Origin of the sequence: Polynucleobacter sp. MWH-UH2A (assembly GCF_018687195.1) — a bacterium.
GTDB lineage: Bacteria > Pseudomonadota > Gammaproteobacteria > Burkholderiales > Burkholderiaceae > Polynucleobacter.
The window spans coordinates 1,820,321-1,840,156 of sequence record NZ_CP061321.1 but is presented as its reverse complement, the minus strand read 5'-3'; the positions used below and the strand labels follow the sequence as shown (position 1 = coordinate 1,840,156).

The 19,836-nt window shown below is 45.4% G+C and carries 18 protein-coding genes; 4 read left to right on the top strand and 14 right to left on the bottom strand.

Annotated features, from left to right (window positions below; genetic code table 11):
- Window positions 1-5 precede the first annotated feature (5 nt).
- The 10 genes from ruvB to IC571_RS09450 form a co-directional block, all read right to left on the bottom strand.
- On the bottom strand, window positions 6-1,076 hold the full coding sequence (ruvB, locus tag IC571_RS09495) for a Holliday junction branch migration DNA helicase RuvB (protein ID WP_215316318.1): 1,071 nt from the start codon (window positions 1,074-1,076) through the stop codon (window positions 6-8).
- A 26-nt stretch (window positions 1,077-1,102) separates the two neighbouring features.
- Window positions 1,103-1,684, bottom strand: coding sequence for a Holliday junction branch migration protein RuvA (gene ruvA, locus IC571_RS09490; RefSeq protein ID WP_215316316.1), 582 nt, complete (start codon window positions 1,682-1,684; stop codon window positions 1,103-1,105).
- A 47-nt stretch (window positions 1,685-1,731) separates the two neighbouring features.
- On the bottom strand, window positions 1,732-2,250 hold the full coding sequence (gene ruvC / locus IC571_RS09485) for a crossover junction endodeoxyribonuclease RuvC (protein ID WP_215316315.1): 519 nt from the start codon (window positions 2,248-2,250) through the stop codon (window positions 1,732-1,734).
- Window positions 2,251-2,281: 31 nt separating this feature from the next.
- Window positions 2,282-3,862: a bifunctional phosphoribosylaminoimidazolecarboxamide formyltransferase/IMP cyclohydrolase gene (gene purH / locus IC571_RS09480; RefSeq protein WP_215316313.1), complete on the bottom strand. Its 1,581-nt coding sequence runs from the start codon at window positions 3,860-3,862 to the stop codon at window positions 2,282-2,284.
- A 52-nt stretch (window positions 3,863-3,914) separates the two neighbouring features.
- Window positions 3,915-4,154, bottom strand: a complete 240-nt coding sequence (locus IC571_RS09475; RefSeq protein WP_215316311.1) for a helix-turn-helix domain-containing protein — start codon at window positions 4,152-4,154, stop codon at window positions 3,915-3,917.
- 61 nt (window positions 4,155-4,215) lie between these two features.
- On the bottom strand, window positions 4,216-5,232 hold the full coding sequence (gene dusB, locus IC571_RS09470) for a tRNA dihydrouridine synthase DusB (protein WP_215316309.1): 1,017 nt from the start codon (window positions 5,230-5,232) through the stop codon (window positions 4,216-4,218).
- A gap of 153 nt (window positions 5,233-5,385) precedes the next feature.
- Entirely contained in the window at window positions 5,386-6,543 is a 1,158-nt protein-coding gene (locus IC571_RS09465) for an FAD-dependent monooxygenase (protein ID WP_215316308.1), read from the bottom strand.
- A 17-nt stretch (window positions 6,544-6,560) separates the two neighbouring features.
- The gene (pepP, locus tag IC571_RS09460) at window positions 6,561-7,922 is read right to left on the bottom strand and encodes a Xaa-Pro aminopeptidase (RefSeq protein ID WP_215316306.1); all 1,362 of its coding nucleotides are present in this window, start codon (window positions 7,920-7,922) and stop codon (window positions 6,561-6,563) included.
- On the bottom strand, window positions 7,915-8,574 hold the full coding sequence (murU, locus tag IC571_RS09455) for an N-acetylmuramate alpha-1-phosphate uridylyltransferase MurU (RefSeq protein ID WP_251373369.1): 660 nt from the start codon (window positions 8,572-8,574) through the stop codon (window positions 7,915-7,917). Before murU ends, pepP begins: the two co-directional genes overlap by 8 nt.
- A gap of 72 nt (window positions 8,575-8,646) precedes the next feature.
- The gene (locus IC571_RS09450; protein ID WP_215316302.1) at window positions 8,647-9,645 is read right to left on the bottom strand and encodes an aminoglycoside phosphotransferase family protein; all 999 of its coding nucleotides are present in this window, start codon (window positions 9,643-9,645) and stop codon (window positions 8,647-8,649) included.
- A gap of 32 nt (window positions 9,646-9,677) precedes the next feature.
- Between IC571_RS09450 and IC571_RS09445 the strand changes: the two genes are divergently transcribed.
- The 4 genes from IC571_RS09445 to rsmA are packed head-to-tail and all read left to right on the top strand — an operon-like array spanning window position 9,678 to window position 15,415.
- Window positions 9,678-12,212: an LPS-assembly protein LptD gene (locus IC571_RS09445; RefSeq protein WP_215316300.1), complete on the top strand. Its 2,535-nt coding sequence runs from the start codon at window positions 9,678-9,680 to the stop codon at window positions 12,210-12,212.
- A gap of 17 nt (window positions 12,213-12,229) precedes the next feature.
- Entirely contained in the window at window positions 12,230-13,663 is a 1,434-nt protein-coding gene (locus IC571_RS09440; RefSeq protein WP_251373365.1) for a peptidylprolyl isomerase, read from the top strand.
- Window positions 13,638-14,642: a 4-hydroxythreonine-4-phosphate dehydrogenase PdxA gene (gene pdxA, locus IC571_RS09435; protein ID WP_215316294.1), complete on the top strand. Its 1,005-nt coding sequence runs from the start codon at window positions 13,638-13,640 to the stop codon at window positions 14,640-14,642. The genes IC571_RS09440 and pdxA overlap by 26 nt, the downstream gene beginning before the upstream one ends.
- Window positions 14,642-15,415, top strand: coding sequence for a 16S rRNA (adenine(1518)-N(6)/adenine(1519)-N(6))-dimethyltransferase RsmA (gene rsmA, locus IC571_RS09430; RefSeq protein ID WP_215316292.1), 774 nt, complete (start codon window positions 14,642-14,644; stop codon window positions 15,413-15,415). The genes pdxA and rsmA overlap by 1 nt, the downstream gene beginning before the upstream one ends.
- Before the next feature lie 11 nt (window positions 15,416-15,426).
- Here rsmA and IC571_RS09425 read toward each other — a convergent pair whose 3' ends face one another.
- The 4 genes from IC571_RS09425 to glyQ are packed head-to-tail and all read right to left on the bottom strand — an operon-like array spanning window position 15,427 to window position 19,793.
- Window positions 15,427-16,161, bottom strand: a complete 735-nt coding sequence (locus IC571_RS09425) for a 1-acyl-sn-glycerol-3-phosphate acyltransferase (RefSeq protein WP_215316289.1) — start codon at window positions 16,159-16,161, stop codon at window positions 15,427-15,429.
- Window positions 16,162-16,168: 7 nt separating this feature from the next.
- On the bottom strand, window positions 16,169-16,741 hold the full coding sequence (gmhB, locus tag IC571_RS09420; RefSeq protein WP_215316288.1) for a D-glycero-beta-D-manno-heptose 1,7-bisphosphate 7-phosphatase: 573 nt from the start codon (window positions 16,739-16,741) through the stop codon (window positions 16,169-16,171).
- Window positions 16,738-18,876 carry a glycine--tRNA ligase subunit beta gene (gene glyS / locus IC571_RS09415; protein WP_215316286.1) on the bottom strand — a complete coding sequence of 713 codons (2,139 nt, stop codon included), beginning with the start codon at window positions 18,874-18,876 and terminating at the stop codon, window positions 16,738-16,740. Before glyS ends, gmhB begins: the two co-directional genes overlap by 4 nt.
- Before the next feature lie 32 nt (window positions 18,877-18,908).
- Entirely contained in the window at window positions 18,909-19,793 is an 885-nt protein-coding gene (gene glyQ, locus IC571_RS09410) for a glycine--tRNA ligase subunit alpha (RefSeq protein ID WP_215316284.1), read from the bottom strand.
- Between the last annotated feature and the right edge of the window lie 43 nt (window positions 19,794-19,836).

Here is a 19,836-nt window from a genome sequence, read left to right as displayed (position 1 = left end):
AAATATTAAATATCTAGACTACCTGAACCGCTTGGTGGTGTTAGGCCAAAGTGCTCGTAAGCTTGGCGAGTAGCTACGCGACCACGAGAGGTTCTCTGAAGATAGCCTTGTTGAATGAGATAGGGCTCGAGTACGTCTTCAATGGTGTCGCGCTCTTCGCCAATTGCAGCGGCCAAGTTATCAATTCCTACGGGGCCACCATCAAACTTATGCAAAATAGCTTCAAGCAGCTTTCTGTCCATGACATCAAACCCGCTAGGATCAACGTCTAGCATCTTTAAGGCAGCATCTGCTATGGCCTTGGTGATGGTGCCGGTGCCTTTAACCTCCGCATAATCTCGTACGCGTCGTAATAGACGGTTGGCAATTCGTGGTGTGCCACGAGCACGTTTGGCAATCTCAACGGAGCCTTCAGAATCAATCTTCGCTTTCAACAGATTCGCAGAACGCTCGATAATTTTTGTGAGTTCTTCGGTGTTGTAAAACTCTAATCTAGCAACAATGCCGAAGCGATCACGCAAAGGATTGGTCAACATGCCAGCGCGTGTCGTTGCGCCAATCAAAGTAAATGGTTTGAGATCAATCTTGACGCTACGTGCTGCAGGACCTTCGCCAATCATGATGTCCAGGCTGTAATCTTCTAGAGCGGGATACAGAATTTCTTCTACTACGGGTGAGAGTCGATGAATCTCATCGATAAAAAGCACATCATTTGCTTCCAGGTTTGTTAGTAAGGCTGCAAGATCACCCGGTCTATCTAAGACAGGACCGCTAGTTTGGCGAAGATTGACACCAAGCTCTCTGGCAATAATATGAGCCAGGGTCGTTTTGCCAAGGCCTGGGGAGCCAAATAGCAAAACGTGATCGAGCGCTTCTTGTCGTGCTCTGGTAGCGCTGATAAAGATCTCTAATTGGGCGCGCGCCTTGCTTTGACCTACGTACTCATCTAATTGTTTGGGGCGCAAGGCTTTTTCAAAAATGGCTTCCGCATTTCCTGCGGCACCACTGACAATACGATCTTTTCCCTCGGGTAAATCTTCGGGAATAGAGCTTAGGTCGTCAGTATGAATTGCCATGCTATGAGTTTATTCGGTTTGGCGGGTTAAGCCTTGGATAAATACTTTAAGCCCATACGGATACCATCGGATACCGATGTATCAGGCGGAATTTGCTTCAACGCTAAGAGCGCTTCTTTCTCGGAATAACCAAGAGCTAGGAGTGCTTGTAGGACTTCGCTATTGGTATCAGGAGTCAGTGCTTTACCTGGAGTTATTCCTAAATCAGGGACAAGCTTGCCTTTGAGTTCTAGGCAAAGTCGTTCTGCAGTCTTTTTGCCAATGCCGGGAACTTGGGTAAGGCGATTAGCCTCTTGTAATGCAATAGCTTGGGCAAGCTCGTTCACGCTCATCCCAGAAAGAATAGCCAACGCAGTCCGTGAGCCAACACCGCTAATTTTAATTAGCTGTCGAAATGCTTCACGTTCTGCTTCTGTTGCAAAACCAAAAAGTTGTTGCGCGTCTTCACGCACCTGAAAGTGAGTCAGTAAAGTAATTTTTTGCCCAGCTTGAGGTAATTGGTACAAGGTACTCATTGGTACATCCACCTCATATCCAATGCCTTGGCAATCAACCAATAAGCGGGGCGGGTGAACTGAAACGAGGATTCCTTGAATGCGACCAATCATATGAGAATCTTAACCTGTAATGCGCTTAAACATCGTCTATGCAACTCTTAGCGCTTGGGGTTTTTGGGTGTTAAGGCAGACGTGATTGCCTTAGGGACTTGTGCGTGATGAGCTGCGCAAATCGCGACCCCTAGTGCATCGGATGCATCGCTACCGGGTGCGCGACTCAGTCTAAGCAAGCGCTTGACCATCTCTTGTACCTGAGGTTTTGCTGCTCGACCTGTGCCAACAATTGCTTGCTTCACTCTCAATGCACTGAACTCGGATACCGGTAAATTTGCAGAGACCAAGGCAGCAATCACTGCACCCCTGGCTTGGCCCAGCATCAGAGTGGAGCGAGGGTTGACGTTGAGGAAGACTTCTTCAATCGCGGCAGATTCTGGATGATAGGTATCCAAAACCTCTTTTACGCCCTGATAGAGAGTTCCTAGTCGATCCGGTAAGCCCTTAGCGGGGTCTCCACTCTCAATAGTCCCAGAGGCTACGTAAGTGAGTTTTTGGCCATCAACATCAATGACGCCAAAACCAGTAGTACGTAGACCCGGGTCAATTCCAATCCAACGCATGAATATTGATTAGCCTATTTTCTCTGAAAGCTTAGTGACGGAAGTGTCGTGTGCCAGTAAAGATCATGGCAATCCCATGCTCATCAGCAGCAGCGATGATTTCTTCATCGCGCATGCTGCCGCCTGGCTGAATTGCGCAGCTGGCACCACCATTCACTACAACATCTAGACCATCACGAAATGGGAAGAATGCATCGCTAGCCACCGCTGAGCCTTTGAGACTGAGACCAGCATTTTCCGCTTTGATGCTTGCCATGCGCGCAGAGTCTACGCGGCTCATTTGGCCTGCACCAATACCTAGAGTCATACCGTTAGCGCAATACACAATCGCATTAGATTTAACAAATTTAGCAACGCGCCATGCAAACATCATGTCATTCATTTCGCTAGGAGTTGGCTGTCTCTTACTAACTACGCGCATTTCATTTTGTAAGACATTTTTTGCGTCAGGTGATTGGACTAATAATCCGCCGCCAACACGTTTGAAGTCATAAGTATTAAATACATTGCCCAGTGGAATTTCAAGGAGGCGAACATTTTGCTTGGCTGCAAAAATAGCTTTTGCTTCTTCGCTAAAGCTAGGTGCAATTAACACCTCAACAAATTGTTTTGAAATTGCTTCAGCGGCTACACCATCACATGGCACATTGAAAGCAATAATTCCACCGAAAGCTGAGCTTGGATCTGTTTTAAATGCCTTTTGGTAGGCTTCAAGAGCATTTGCACCAACTGCAACGCCACAAGGATTGGCATGCTTAATGATGACGCAGGCTGCGGCACCGCTGGCATTGCCAGTAAAGCTTTTCACGCATTCCCAAGCAGAGTCTGCATCAGCAATATTGTTATAAGACAACTCTTTGCCTTGAAGTTGCTTGTAATTAGCGAGTGCGCCAGCAACAGGATGGATATCTTTATAAAAAGCGGCTGATTGATGTGGGTTCTCGCCATAGCGCATCTCTTGCACTTTTTCGAAGGCAAGATGCAGGGTTTCTGGATAGGCTGAACGCGCTTTGTGATCCAAATCATCACCCAATGCAGATAGGTAGTTGGCAATAGCACCATCGTATTGAGCTGTATGTGCGAATACTTTTTTAGCGAGACTCAAGTTGGTTTTATAAGAGACGGCATTGTTGTTTGCTTTCATCTCCGCTAGAACGGGCGCGTAATCTTCGGGTGAAATCAGCACAGTGACATCCTGATGATTTTTAGCTGCTGCACGCAACATCGCTGGACCGCCAATATCGATGTTTTCAACTGCATCTTCAAAAGAACAATTTTCTTTGGCAACGGTTTCATTAAAAGGATAGAGATTAATTACCAACATATCGATGGTATCGATCCCATGTTCTTTAAGTGCAGCCATGTGATCAGGAAAATCTCTGCGTGCCAGTAAACCGCCATGCACCATTGGGTGTAGAGTTTTGACGCGTCCATCAAGCATCTCTGGAAATTTAGTCAAGGAGGAAACTTCGACCACTGGTAATTGATTCTCTGCCAATAATTTAGCGGTGCCACCAGTTGAAATGAGTTTGATGCCTTGATCGTGTAGGGCTTTAGCAAAGGGCACGATGCCATTTTTATCGGAGACGGAGAGGAGTGCTGTGCGGATCATATTTTTAAATGTTATTGAATCAATGGCTAAAGGGGATTGATCAAAATTCAAATTATTTGAGTAATTGATGTTCAACCAATTTTTTATGCAAGGTGTTACGGTTAATGCCGAGGTACTGTGCTGCAAGAGATTGGTTTTGTTTTGCATGACGCATTACAAGTTCCAGCATTGGCTTTTCTACTACTGCTAGTACCATTTGATAGACATCAGTCGGAGCGGTTCCCTTGAGGTCATTTAGGTAGCCTTGTAAGTGGGTTTCAATACATTCGGTAATTGGATGCTTATTGCTCATAAAAATCAGAAAAAACTAAAAAATAAAGATAAGAATAAAAAAATTAGAAAAAGTGAATAAATTAAGCTGCTTCTAAAAAGAGCAGGCGATCTGAGTGAGATTTCATTTCAACAAAATAATCATTCACCATTTGCAGCTGTGTTTTGCAGTCATCAGCAGTGTTCATGCGCTGACGAAATGCGTGTGAGTTTCTGAGGCCTTTGCAGTACCAGCCTATGTGCTTACGGGCTGTTCTTAAACCAATGTGCTCACCGTAGAACTCGTAATGATCTAGGAGGTGAGCATTCATGATGCCTTGAATTTCATTAATTTCGGGTATGGGTAATTTTTCACCCGTATTCAAGTAGTGCTGTATTTCCCGGAAAATCCAAGGGCGCCCCTGTGCGGCACGACCAATCATGATGGCATCGGCACCAGTGGTTTTTAGGACGCGGACGGCTTTTTCGGGGCTATCAATATCCCCATTGGCAACCACAGGAATCTTGACGCTATTTTTTACGGCTTGAATGGTGTCGTACTCTGCTTCACCATGATAAAGATCAGCACGTGTGCGACCATGAACAGTCAGCATAGAGATGCCAGACTGTTCTGCAATATGAGCGATCTCTAATGCATTTTTATGATCGCGATCCCATCCCGTGCGAATTTTTAATGTGACCGGTATCGCATCTGGGCCAACGCCTACTGCATTCACTACGGCTTCCAAAATAGTTTTGACTAGCGGTTCATCACGCAAGAGTGCAGATCCCGCAGCAACGTTACACACTTTCTTTGCTGGACACCCCATGTTGATATCGATAATTTGGGCACCATGATCGACGTTTACTTTTGCAGCGGCAGCCATCATCGCAGGATCTGCGCCGGCAATTTGAACGGCAATTGGCTTGAATTCGCCTTGGTGATTTGCGCGACGTTGTGTCTTTTCACTCTTCCAAAGCAAAGCATTAGATGCCACCATTTCTGAAACCGCGTATCCAGCCCCTAAGGTTTTGCAAAGCTGCCTAAATGGGCGATCTGTAACCCCGGCCATTGGGGCGACAAATAGTCGATTTGCAAGGGTGTGAGGGCCAATCTTCATCTATTGGGGTTTGGGGCTGAAAAAGTATTTATGTGTGTTGCGGAAAGCATGACACTTTAGCACATTTAGCCTCTAATCTGCCTATTTTTTAAGCAGATGATAAAGCGGTATCAAGCCAAGAATTAAAGGCTTTTAAGGGGCTTTAGGAGCCTCCTAGCGCCTTCCAAACATCATCTGCCGAGCTAAGGCTGTTTTGACTGGAGGGAGCCATTGAAGCGCTGATAAAGCTAGTCCGCGAGCAATGACAATTGGCGTCAAATTTGAAGTGAAAACTCTAGCCATGAAATCTGTCAGGCCAATGGTTGCTGTTCTATCCGCCTTACGACTTTGCGCATACTCTTCTAGCGCTTGATGAATTTGCCTTGGGTTTTGTTCTTCAGGAGGGCCTGCAAAAACACGACATAGTTTTTCTGCAAGCAAAAAAGCGTCTCTTAATCCAAGATTCAGACCTTGCCCTGCTACGGGGTGAAGCGTTTGTGCAGCATTACCAATCCAGACTTCAGTGTCTTGGATAATTTCTTTACGATAGTTCAAACCTAATTCGTATAAACGACGGTCTTGCACTTTTAGAAATCTACCAACGCGAGAGCCGAATTCATTTTGCAAAGAAATCAAAAACTCTGCATCACTGAGTTGTAGGCGATGCTGTGAAGATTCTGGAGATCCGCACCATACGAGATTCAAGGTATTGGACCCATAATGACTTGGCAAGATGGCTAGTGGACCTTCTGGGGTGAAGCGTTCCCAGGCTTGGTGGGGCTCAGCCTTTTCTACTTCGATAAGGCCAACTAGGGCGGATTGCCCATAATCTTTTCCAGACTCAACCCAATCTTGTTGTTTAAACAGACCACCTTCGGCATGCACGACACACTTCGCTTGAGTGGCTTCGAATGCGCCATCACCAGTAATATGTTGCCAATCAAAATGAGGGCTTTTTTCTTGAATGGTTCTTAAGGCTTGGCGTAAGGCCATATGAATATCGTGATAACGAACGATATGCCCGAGTGCATTTTGATTGAGTTCTTCTCGGGTCATTAAGGCTCTACCAAAACGACCTGCTTGTGAAACATGAACTCGATGAATTTCAGCGCCATCTTTGGGCCAGGCATGAATCGTATCGAGCAGTAACTTGCTTCCATGAGAAAGAGCAATCCCGCGACTGTCGCCTGCTTTTAAGTCGGCATCATTAATGGGGTTGCGATCGATTAGAGTCAGTTTTGCTTGAGGAAGCTTCTGCAATATCCAAACAGCGCAAGCGAGCCCAACGGGGCCGCCACCTTGAATCACGATATCGCAAGAATGGGTGCTCATAGATCTAATGGAAATAACTAGCGCTTCATTAGCGCTTCAATCTCGTCGGCCTTCACTGGGACTCCACGAGAAATGAGTTCACAGCCTGATTCGTTAATCACCGCATCATCTTCAATGCGAATACCAATATTCCAATAGGCCTCATCAATATCATCGGCTGGCCTAATGTAAAGACCAGGCTCAATGGTGATGACCATGCCGCTCTTCAGAATGCGCCATGGTTTTTCTGCTTGAGATTGAGAAATTTCTTCTCTATAAGAGCCCACATCATGTACATCCATACCCAACCAATGAGAGGTGCGGTGCATATAAAAACGTCTATAGGCGCCCGATTCAATCGCATTATCTAAAGAGCCCACATCACTCAGTTTGATTAACTTCTCATCCAATAAACCTTGTGTTAAGACTTTAACTGCGGCCTCATGAGGTTGCATGAAAGTGTTGCCAGGTTTGGTCATGGAAATTGCTGCCTCTTGGGCGGCAAGGGTGATGTCGTAAAGAGCGCGTTGTGGACCAGTAAATTTCCCATTAACTGGAAAGGTGCGAGTGATATCTGAGGCGTAACCATCTAATTCGCATCCTGCATCTATTAGGCAAAGCTCGCCACTACGTAATTCGGTAGAACCTGCTTGATAGTGAAGGATGCAAGAGTTTGCGCCACCAGCAACAATACTGTTATATGCCACGCTTTGTGCACCACTGTTACGGAATTCATGGAGCAGTTCAGCCTCAAGCTGGTACTCGCGCATACCTGGTTTGCAGATTTGCATCGCACGAATATGAGCACGAGCAGAGATAGCAGCTGCACGACGCATGATGTCAATCTCATGCACATCTTTGAATAAACGCATTTCATGAATAAGCACTTCAATATCGTGCAACTCGGATGGTGGATTTATGCCGCTCCGTGCTTGAGCTCGCACTTGTTTCATCCAGCGTCTGAGTTGCGCATCAGCTTCCTTGCTTTCAGCGAGTCGCATATATATCGCAGTTTGATCCGCTAGAAGTTCGCCAAGCTTTTGATCAAGATCGAGATTGCTATGAGCAAACTCAATTCCTAATACTTTGGGCGCTGATTCAGGCCCCAAACGAATGCCGTCCCAGATTTCACGTTCAAGATCTTTAGGTCTGCAGAATAAGTGAGACTCAACGGCGCATGATGTACCGCTACCACTGACTTTCATGACTAAGGTAGCGCCCGGCTCTTCAAAGCCCGTTAAATAAAAAAAGTCACTGTCATGGCGATAAGGAAAATCACTGTCACGGTTACGTGCAAGCTCTGGTGCAGTAGAGATAACGGCAATACCACCGCCAGTTTTGGCAAAAATATGCTTCGCTAAAGCGTTTCTGCGATGCTGATAGATATCCGTTTTATTCATATGCTGCATTGAGTTCTTGTAAGCGTTGTGGCGTACCTACATCGTGCCATGGTCCCAGATATTTTTCACCAGATACTTTATTTTGGTCCATTGCCGCTCGTAATAGCGGCGCTAATTTTGCCGGGCTACCAATCTCAATATTTTGGAAAAGATCTTTGTGGTAGATGCCAATTCCAGAAAAGGTTAACTTTTCTGAATCAGGTAGCTTTTGAGTGCTTACCTGATTGCCTTGGAGGTAAAAATCCCCGTCAGGATGTTGGGTGGGGTTTGGCACCATCAGTAGGTGTGCCAATACTGGATTGGCTTGCCCTTTAAGCCTACCAACTTGCTCTAGGATTTTATTGATTGGTAGGTTTGGGCAAAATACATCTCCATTAATGACTAGGAAATAATCTTCTACCTCAAGTAGAGGCAGTGCTTTTGCAATGCCTCCAGCGGTTTCGAGGGCAGTCTCTTCCGGGGAGTATTGGATTTTGAGACCAAATTGATCTCCGCTGCCCAAAGCTGTCTCAATTTTGTGGCCAAGCCATGCGTGATTAATCACCACCGCTTCAATGCCAGCTTTTGCAAGTGCCTCCAGGTGCCATGCAAGTAAAGATTTATTTTGTATCGTTAGTAAAGGCTTTGGCAAATTATCGGTAAGCGGACGCATGCGTTCCCCCCTGCCAGCGGCAAGCAAAAAACAGGGAAGTGATGTGCGTCGATTCATTGAGGCTAAGTTTAGTTACTTAGTAGTTCTGGTGGATTCCAAAATACGTGCTAATGGTTTCAGTTCTATATAGCGATTGGCAGCTGCAATAGCGTATTCCAAAACCAATGGAATGTCTTTTAAGTAACCATCTTTGCCGTCACGATGAAATAGTCTCGCAAAGATACCAAGAACCTTAAGGTGGCGCTGCAAGCCCATCCATTCAAAATCGCGGTAGAAGTGTCCAAAGTCATCGGGCATTGCTAGCCCTGCTTTGCGACCTTGCTCCCAGAATTTAATGACCCAATCGATGACGCGCTCTTCTGGCCAGGATACATAGGCATCACGCCAAAGCGATGCAGCATCGTAAGTGATTGGTCCATACACCGCATCCTGAAAGTCCAGTACACCGGGGTTATGCTCAGATGTAACCATCAAATTGCGCGAATGGTAATCGCGATGTACATAGACTTTAGCTTGTGCCAAATTGTTTTCGATGATCAATGCAAACGCATTTTTGAGTTGTTGCTTTTGGATATCAGTAAGTTCAATTTGAAGATGCGCTTTGAGATACCAGTCAGGAAATAAATCTAATTCTCGTTGTAATAGTGCTTCATCATAATTTGGCAGGATGTCAGGCTTACTTGCCATTTGCATTTGTATTAATGCATGCGTTGCGTCTTGATAAAGTGCGTTTGCAGTTTGATCATTTAGTGCTGCAAGATAGGTTTGATTGCCAAGATCGTTTAGTAACAAAAACCCTTCAGTAGCATTTTGCTCTAAGATTTTTGGCACATTTAATCCCGCATCTGAAAGCAGTAAATCAACCTGAATGAATGCGTCTAGAGGTTCATGCTGGGGCGGGGCATCCATGATGATGAGACTCCCAAATTTCGGATTTTGGGACTGAATGCGGAAATAACGTCGAAAGCTGGCATCCGCAGAGGCTGGGGCCAAAGTGTCGAGATCTAATTGCCAGTTAGCCTGGAGGGCTTTTAGCCAGTTTTTTAGGGTGTTTAAGCGAGAGTCAGTCATGGTCGATTCGTATAATAAGGCGGTCTGGATCCATGAGTCATTATCGCCGTCGCGCCGGCTTTTGCGCCCCTCTTTTTTTAGCCATAACCCTGCGCATACTGATGGGGGTGGTATTGCTTCCAGTTTCGCTTTTGGGACATGCTCAGGCGCCAGCGGCATTGCCACCAGTTTCGCAAGCTACACAGAATTTCACGCTCTTGCCAGACCGTGGAAATGTCACCGTACTCAAGCTTGATGATCAACTACGTGTAGGCAAGCCAATCTCTGATGGTGAAGCTCTCACATTCACTTCCAGTGATGTGATTGATGGTGTTGTTGAGCGTGATATGCATTTAAAAGGCCGTGCGCAAATTCGCCGTAATGGCGCTGCATTAAAAGCTGATGAGATTACCTATAACCCCGATACCGATATTGCTGACTTAATTGGTAATGCTGAACTGTCAAAAGGAAATACCACTTTTAAAGGACCAAAGGGTCAATTTAAAGTAGATGCACGCGAAGGTTTCATGGAAACACCATCTTATGAACTCAGAGATACGCGTGGAAATGGCACAGCCAATAAGTTAACGATCGAAAACTCAGACATCTTTGTATTTGATCGAGCGACATACACGACATGTACTCCAGAGAATATGGATTGGTATTTCACGGCGAGCAGTCTGGAAATTGATAATGAGCAAAAAGAAATGGTTGGCACTAATGGCGTGATGCGTTTCTTTAATGTACCAATCGCCTACGTGCCTTATTTCACAGCACCAACCTCAGGTGAACGCAGGACTGGTTTGCTGGCACCAGTTGTTGGTTATAACTCCAACAATGGCCTAGATATCACAGCGCCATACTATGTAAACATCGCTCCGAATCGTGATCTATTGCTATTGCCTCGCGAGATGAATCATCGTGGTTTTATGTTGGGTGCTTCTTATCGTTTTCTTGAAAAAGAATATTCTGGTGTTGCTACAGGTGAGTATCTTCCTTACGATAAACAAACTGGCACAAACCGTTGGAAGTACGATTGGCAACAACGTCAGATATTCGCAGGAGGTGTTGGTCCAGGTGGTGCACCATTACCTGGGTCTTGGAGTGGTTATGCCAATATGTCGCGCGTCTCTGATAGCTTGTATCCAACGAACTTTTCACAAAGCATTGCAGGTCAGGTTACCAGTCAGTTTCGTCAGGAGCTTGGAACATCTAAGCAGTTAACTGGTGAACTAAGTAACTGGATGGTTGGTGCTAAAGCGGCCACTTTTCAAACATTGCAGCCAGATCCTAATAATTTAGTGCAGGCGCCTTACAACGTATTGCCTAATATCACCGCTGCTTACAACAGTCAGCTTAGTCCCGTGGTATCAGATGCAAGTGGACGATATTTAGCTTTGCCAACAGGACCGAAGACCACCTTCTCTGCAGACTACACGCGTTTCGCTTACGCATTGGGAAGTAACTTTAATGCACCGCCACCAGGCGCATACACACAGGCAGATCGAACTGTAGTGAAGGCTGGATTATCACTGCCACAAATTACGCCTGGTTATTACATTACACCTACAGTGAGTTTTCAGTCGAACACTTACAATGCAACAGCTAATCCAGCAGCCTTTACTGGCACAAGTCCTGCGGCTGTTCAAGGTTTCACGATACCGACATTTAGTTTGGATTCTGGTTTGGCATTTGAAAGAGATGCCAAAGAGCTTCATGGTTTCTTTGGTCGCGATATGTTGCTAACAATGGAACCAAGAGCGTTCTACGCATACACGCCATATCAAAGTCAGGCCAATACACCTGTATTTGATACTGCTGATGCTGGTTTTGGTGTGTCACAAATTTTTACAGCCAATACCTTTATCGGCAACGATCGTGTTGCTGATACGAATGCTGCGACCTTGGGTTTAACTAGTCGCATGATTGAGTCAAATACGGGTGCAGAGCGCGCGAATGTGACTTTAGCTCAGAAGCAACAATTTACAGGACAAAAAGTAGGCTTAAACGGAAATATTGCCAGCCCTACAACCTACTCAGATACTTTAGGTTCCGCTTCAGTTCGACTGCTTGGCAACTTTAGTGCAGATATGTTTGGGCAGTACAACACCCAATTGAATCGTTTTGTGCAAACAACAGTTGGTGCAAGTTGGCGTCCTACGGTTGGTAGAAGTTTGAACTTTGGTTACCGTAATGTATGGTCGCCACCAATCCAGGCGTCCGCACAAAATAATCAACTGGCAACACCTGCAGCAACAACTACCGATCAGTACAATATTTCTGGTCAATGGCCACTGACGCGCGAAGTTTCAGTATTGGGTCGTTGGGGCTACGATGCTTTAACAACCAAGACTTTAAATACTTTAGTCGGCCTAGAGTGGACAAGAGACTGTTGGACTTTCCGAGGCGCTTATTCCCAGGCAGTGAATACATCCCTCATTACGACCACCCAAGTCTTGTTCCAAGTCGAATTTAGGGGTTTTGCTAGTGCAGGAAGCAATCCAGTTGATATCATGAAGTTAAATGTACCTGGGTATATGCCGACTTCTAAGCCTATCCCTCCATCCATATATGAGAATTACCAATGATGCTTTGTAGGTTCAGTTTGAAAAAAATAGTTCGTTGCTCCATTTTTGTCAGCGCATTTTTATTTGCTGGGGTGGTGGGCGCACAAGATGCATCCAAAACGTCCACATCAAGCGATAGCAAAATTCGCAATATTGATGGCGTGGCTGCAGTAGTCAATACAGGTTATGTCACTCGCAAAGATATTGATGATCGAATCGCAGCACTCAAAAAGCAGGGCGCTAAATTGCCAGACGATGGTTCTTTGCGAAAGGTGATCTTAGAGCGTTTAATTATTGAAAAAATTCAATTACAAAATGCTGAGCAAGAAGGCGTTACGGTTACTAATAAAGAGCTAGACAAGATCATTGCCGATATTGCAGAAAAAAATAAAATTAGCGTCGCTGAATTTAAGGCAAAAATAGTTGCATCAGGAAGCACTTTCGACCGTTATAAGCAGCTATTGCGTGATGACGTTGTATTAAGCCGTTATCGAGAGCGAGAAGTTGAGGCGAAGATTAAGATTTCGGATGCAGAGATTGATAACTTTATTGCCGAGAGAACCCGGTCGACTGGTGGTGCTGCACCTCGCTCTGCACCCGCAGCCAAGGGGGAGCCAGAAGAAATTGACGTGGCCCAAATTTTTATCCCGGTAGATACTTCTGCCGGTGTAGGCGCGCAAGCGGATGCAAAAAGAAAAGCAGATCAACTTTTGCGTGATGCAAAAGGAGATGCGGATTTTATGCAGCTAGGCGCTATGGCTGCAAAAGAAAATCCGAAGATTAAATTTCAGGATTTAGGTTATCGCTCCCCCGATCGACTGCCGCAATTATTCTATGAAGCAATTCGCAATACGGGCGGTGGACAAGTAGCAAATGCGGTTGTGAAAAGCCCTGCTGGTTATCACGTTCTCAAGGTAATGGATCGTCGGGCCATGTCAGCTGGGCAGGCTTCTCAACAGCCTGAGCCAGCAGCATCGACGACAAATACCCCTCAAAATATTCCTATCACGCAGACAATGGCTCGCCATATTTTGTTGCGTAATCGTCCGGGTTTAACCGACCAAGATGCGGAGCGCCGTTTAGCCGGATATCGTGATCAGGTTCGCGCAAAGACTGCGGATTTTGGTGACTTGGCAAAAAAATATTCCGAAGATGGTTCTGTGCCAAATGGTGGAAATTTGGGTTGGATGGGCCCAGGTGATTTGGTTCCTGAATTTGAGCAAGCCATGAATCGTTTACAAATTGGTGAAGTGAGCAATCCCGTAAAAACAGAATTTGGTTGGCACTTAATTCAAGTATTGGAGCGTCGTGAAGCCCAATTAACTGTTGAGAAGCAGCGCCAATTTGCACGTGCGGCTATTCGGGAAAGAAAGTTTGAACAAGCCTATCAGGATTGGTTGCGTGAAATACGAGACACTGCAACTGTAAAAATCTTGAACGTTGAAGATGCAGCAACTGGCGCCACTCGTTAAACTCGTTATTACTACTGGTGAACCTGCTGGCGTAGGCCCTGAGGTATCTATAGCTGCGGCTAAGCAATTTTTGCTTGAGCAAGCAAATGCGAGCATTACCCTATTGGGGGATCAAAACCTTTTAAATAAGGTAACTCAAGACCTCAATGCTGAGCGTCTCCAGGTAGAAGCTGTACCACTTATTGCTGCAGCAACCCCGGGTATATTAAATGCCCAAAACGGACCTTATGTCATTCAGCTCTTGGATCGAGCAATTGATGGTTGTCTGGCGAAGCAGTTTGATGCAATGGTCACGGCACCTATTCAAAAAAGTGTTATTAATCAGGCCGGACTCTCTTTTACTGGGCACACAGAGTACCTCGCGCAACGTTGTGGCGTGAACCATGTAGTGATGATGTTGAGTGCTACCCTAGATAAAGGATTTTTAGGGTTAAGTTCGTCCAGGGATTTTAGGGTGGCTTTAGTCACAACCCATTTGCCATTACAACAAGTGCCTGCTTCATTAAGTCGGGAGCTGATATTGGACACAATCCAAATTGTGCAGCGAGATCTTCAATTAAAAATGGGGATCACTAAGCCCGTAATTCATGTATCGGGATTAAATCCACACGCTGGTGAATCTGGTTATTTGGGTCGAGAAGAAATTGAGGTGATTTCTCCTGCAATTGAAGCCGCTAAAAAAATGGGTATTCGTGTATCTGGTCCGTATCCTGGAGATACTATGTTCGAGCCCAAAGCTTTAGAAGAGGTTGATGCTTTCATAGCCATGTATCACGATCAAGGTTTAGCCCCATTTAAGTTTGTTACTTTTGGGGGTGGCGTCAATATCACCTTGGGTTTGCCCATTATTCGTACCTCAGTAGATCATGGGACGGCTTTAGATATTGCCGGCAAGGGCATTGCTGACTCTGGATCAATGTTGGAAGCCATGTGTGTGGCATATCAAATGGCGCTTACAAAAAAGCAGTTGGTTAACTAATGCATCGAGCGCGTAAACGTTTCGGCCAGAATTTCTTACAAGATCAGGGCGTTATTCATGCCATTGTGCGTTTGATTAACCCAAGTTCAGATATGCATGTCATTGAAATCGGTCCAGGTCTGGGCGCACTAACAAGGCCATTGCTGAGCAATCTTACGCATCTTGATTTATTAGAAATTGATCGAGATTTAGTAGCCTACTGGAATCACGAAAATCTTCAAGGATTAACCGTGATTGAAGGCGATGCTCTCAAGTTTAATTTTAATGAGTGGGCACAGCAACCTACAGCAACTGGTTTATGCAAAGTAGTTGGCAATCTGCCATACAACATTTCATCGCCTTTGCTGTTCCATTTGGTTTCTGCGGCCTCACGCATCGATGAACAAGTATTCATGTTGCAGGCTGAAGTAGTTGAGCGCATGGTGGCGCAGGCCGGTAGTTCTGATTTCAGCAGGCTTTCTGTAATGTTACAGGCACGCTACGATATGGAGCTAGTTCTTGAGGTGCCTCCTGAGGCATTCGAGCCAGCGCCTAAGGTGAACTCAGCAGTAGTGCGAATGATCCCTAGAAAAGACTTCAATTTAAATAATGTTCAATGGACTGCTTTGGAGCAGGTAGTCGCAGCTGCTTTTTCACAAAGAAGAAAAATGCTGAGAACTAATCTACAAGCATTTGCTGGCAAGCTTAAGCTCTCTGAAGGGGAGCTTAAAGCCAGAGCTCAAGATATTTCAGTGGATCGCTATATTGAATGGGCTAAGATCTTAGCCGCTTAACTTTCTTCAAGTTACTTATAAGCGCTCGGGTCTATCAAGCGCATTTCAGCTTCAATCCAGCCTTCAACTTCTTGTTGTAACTCTTCCCCCGATTTGCCCTCGGAATTAATGGCCGGACCGATTGAGAAAATGACAGTACCGGGGCGCTTGAGAAAGCTATTTTTTGGCCAGCAAATACCGGCATTGTGTGCAATCGGAATCACTAAAGCTCCAGTAGCGCTCGCAAGTCTTGCGCCACCTTTTCGGTAGGGATTGGTAGAGCCTCTTGGAGTCCTTGTACCTTCGGGAAATAGCATGATCCATTTGCCTTCACTCAAGCGCTTGCGCCCTTGACTGGCCACTGATAGGGCTGCGGTCTGTTTATTGGCACGATTAATGTGGATCATTTTTAATAAGGCAAGAGCCCAGCCAAAAAACGGGATCCAAAGCAGTTCACGTTTAAAAACAAAGCAAAGTTGTTTTGGCAGTAGCGCTATGTAAGCAATCGTTTCGTAAGCAGATTGATGTTTGCTCAGAATAACTACAGGCTGATCTAAAACGGCACGCATGTTTTCCATGCCCCGAATTTCATAATGAATGCCACAGAGATGCCACAAGAGCCAAATGACTACTTTGTTCCAAAGCCCAATGAAGTTATAGCGATTTTCTGGACTTAGAAAGGGGAAGGCGAGCATGCAGAGCACTGACCAAATTGGCGTGAAGACCAATAAGAAGAGGGTAAATATCGTAGACCGTAGAAATACCATAAATATCCTAAATCTTATTTGCTAGTAAAGAATTCGCAAATGCCATCAGGTCAGCATGAATTTGTGTGCCCTCTGGAAGTTCGCCTTTAGCCAAAGTTTTTTGTCCTTTTCCAGTAAGCACTAAATGGGGTGATGCTCCTAATACTACGCCTGCTTGTAAATCTCGAAGGGAGTCGCCAACAATGGGAACGCCCAATAAAGGTTGTTTCGTATCTGTTCTCTTGTAGCGTAAAGCGATCTCTTTCATCAGCCCTGGCGCGGGCTTCCTGCAATCGCAAGCATGCGCATCGGTATGAGGGCAGAAAAAGATGCTATCAATATTGCCGCCTAGAGGCTTAAGAAGCTTATCCATCTTGCTATGCATGGCATGCAATTCATTGATGGTGAAATACCCCCTAGCCAATCCAGATTGATTGGTGGCAATGGCGATTTGATAACCGGCTTGGTTAAGTAATGCAATCGCCTCTAAACTGCCCGGGATGGGAATCCATTCATCAACTGATTTGACGTAGTCATCACGATCTTCATTGATCACACCATCGCGATCCAAAATAATGAGTTTAGAAGAGCTGGCGCTCATGCTAATTTGCCGAGATCGGCAACAAGGTTCATTTTCTGGTGTAGTTGTTGCAATAGGGCTAAACGGTTATCCCGCAGTTCAGTATTGGGATCCATCACCATGACATCCGCAAAAAACTGATCAATGGGCGCACTCAAGGCAACCAATGCCTGTAAAAGCTCAACGTATTGACGTTTCTCATAAGCTGCATTGAGTGTTGGGGCAACTGATTCGAGGGCTTGATGCAAAGCAATTTCAGCAGGAATTTGCAAAAGTTTGCTTGAGCAGTTTGCTGGAATGGCAGTAGTTGTCTTTTTCAGGATGTTGCTGATGCGTTTATTGGCGGCGGCTAACTGAGCTGCCTGAGGTAATGCATTAAATTCACGAAGGGCTGTCAAACGTTCAATGACATCATTGATTTGATCTGGAGACTGGCTGAGGGCCGCCTCTATTTCAGCACTAGTAAATGGTTTGCCCGCTATTGACTGGTCACGTAAATAAGCGCGCAGGCGATCGATGATGAACTCGTAGATATCAGCTGTTTTGGCTTTTTCTTGAACATCTTTCTGGGTAAATTGCGTGCGTGCCAGTTCAATTAACTCTGGCAAGCTCAATGAAAGATTCTTTTCTAACAGTAGTCGACAAATACCAAGTGCATGGCGACGTAAGGCGTACGGATCTTTATCGCCAGTTGGCGCAAGTCCCACACCCCAGATTCCTACCAGTGTCTCAAGTTTATCGGCGATAGCTAGTATCGTTCCAGTTTGGGTTTGAGGCAGAGAGTCACCAGCAAAACGTGGCATATAGTGCTCACTACATGTTGAGGCTACATCTGCATTTTCGCCATCATGCTTAGCGTAGTAAGTTCCCATGATGCCTTGTAATTCAGGGAACTCACCAACCATGTCGGTGAGTAAGTCTGTCTTGGCAATCTCTGCGGCGCGGCTAGCTAATTTTTCATCGGCTTTGAGTTCCTTGGCGATCCCAACAGCAATGCCTTGTACGCGTTTAGTACGATCAAGTTGGTTCCCAAGTTGATTGTGATAGACCACCTTACCAAGGTCGGCCACACGAGAGGCTAATGGACGTTTTTGATCTTGTTGGAAGAAGAAACGTGCATCCGATAAACGGGGGCGTACCACTCGTTCATTACCCGAAATGATTGCGTCAGGCGTAGCGGTTTCAATATTCGAGACGATTAAAAATCGATTGCGCAATTTGCCTTGCTTATCCGTTAGCGCAAAGTATTTTTGATTAGTCTGCATTGTAAGAATCAGACATTCTTGCGGCACTTCTAAAAATTCTGGGTCAAAGTGACATTCATAAATGGCTGGCCATTCAACGAGTGAAGTCACCTCATCTAAAAGGCTATCAGGCATCAGAACCAAATCATCCCCAGCCGCTTTCAGTAAGGCTGTTTTGATTTGTTCCTGACGTTTGGTAAAGCTAGGGATTATTTTTGCTTTGCTTTGCAGTTCGCTTTCATATTGGTCTGCATTACTGATAGTAAAGACGCCAGGCGCCAAGAAGCGATGCCCCTCAGTTTTATTGCCGGCATCAATGCCAAGACTGTGAATATTGAGTGTCTTATCGCCGTGCAGCGCAAGAATACGATGCGCTGGACGCGCAAACTGAACATCGCTGAGTTCGCCATTTTTTTGTTGCACTTGGTAGTGCATCATTTTGGCAATCGGTAATTTGTTCAATGTTTGTTCTAGTGCAGTTTGCGCAGTCTTTTCAAGTGAAGCACCTTTCGCAACTACATTGAGGTAAAGCGCTTCATTTTTACCTTCACCCGATTTTTCAAGGGCAGATAGGTCAACATCAGAAAAACCAAGAGCAGCTAATTTTTTTAGTAAAGGAGCTGTTGCTTTGCCATCTGCATCAAACGCAATGCTGGTTGGTAAGAGCTTTTCTCTTACTGGGTAATCTTGGGCTTGGTTTAATACATTGCTTACTTGAACTGCTAAGCGACGCGGTGTTGCAAACCCAGTTACAACAGAAGTTTCAGTGGTCAGATTAGCGGCTTTGAGGATTGCAAAAATTCCTTCGCTAAAGGCCTCACCTAAACGACGTAGTGACTTTGGCGGTAATTCCTCGGTAAAGACTTCAATCAACAAGCTTGCTGATGGAGTGTTTGAATTTGATGAGCTCATAGATAAGACGGTAATTTCAATCAGTCAGGCTCTTAAGCCTTAGTTTGGCGTTGGCACATAGGAAAGCCAAGTTTTTCTCGGGAATCAAAGTACGCTTGCGCAACTGCGCGAGATAGATTGCGAATGCGTCCAATATAAGCAGCACGCTCAGTCACTGAAATAGCGCCACGAGCATCTAAGAGATTAAAAGTGTGCGCAGCTTTCAAAACCATTTCGTAAGCGGGTAAGGCTAAAGGCACTTCCATTAAGCGCTTTGCTTCACTTTCGTAGTTTCCAAAGTTCGCAAATAACAACTCTGTATTTGAGTGTTCAAAGTTGTAGCAAGATTGCTCAACTTCGTTTTGGTGATAAACATCACCATAAGAAATTCCATCTGCCCAAACGAGATAATAAACATTGGAGCAATTTTGGATGTACATCGCTAAACGCTCAATGCCATAGGTGATTTCGCCCAAGACTGGTTTACAGTCCAAGCCACCTACTTGTTGAAAGTAGGTGAACTGGGTGACTTCCATGCCATTCAGCCATACTTCCCAGCCTAAGCCCCATGCGCCAAGGGTTGGATTTTCCCAATCGTCTTCAACAAAACGAATGTCGTTTTGTTTGAGATCTAGACCGAGTGCTGCCAAAGATCCTAAATACAATTCCAGAATATTTTCAGGAGCCGGCTTTAAAACCACTTGATATTGATAGTAATGTTGCAAGCGGTTTGGGTTTTCTCCATAGCGCCCGTCTTTAGGTCGACGCGATGGTTGCACATAAGCAGCCTTCCATGGCTCTGGGCCAATTGCTCTTAAGAAGGTCGCGGTATGGGATGTCCCTGCGCCAACCTCTAGGTCGATGGGTTGTAATAGGGCGCAACCTTGTTGGTCCCAATATTCTTGAAGTTTGAGAATGATTTGCTGAAAAGTAAGCATGATTAACCTGGCTAAGCCATTGATTTTACATGGCTAGCTCGCT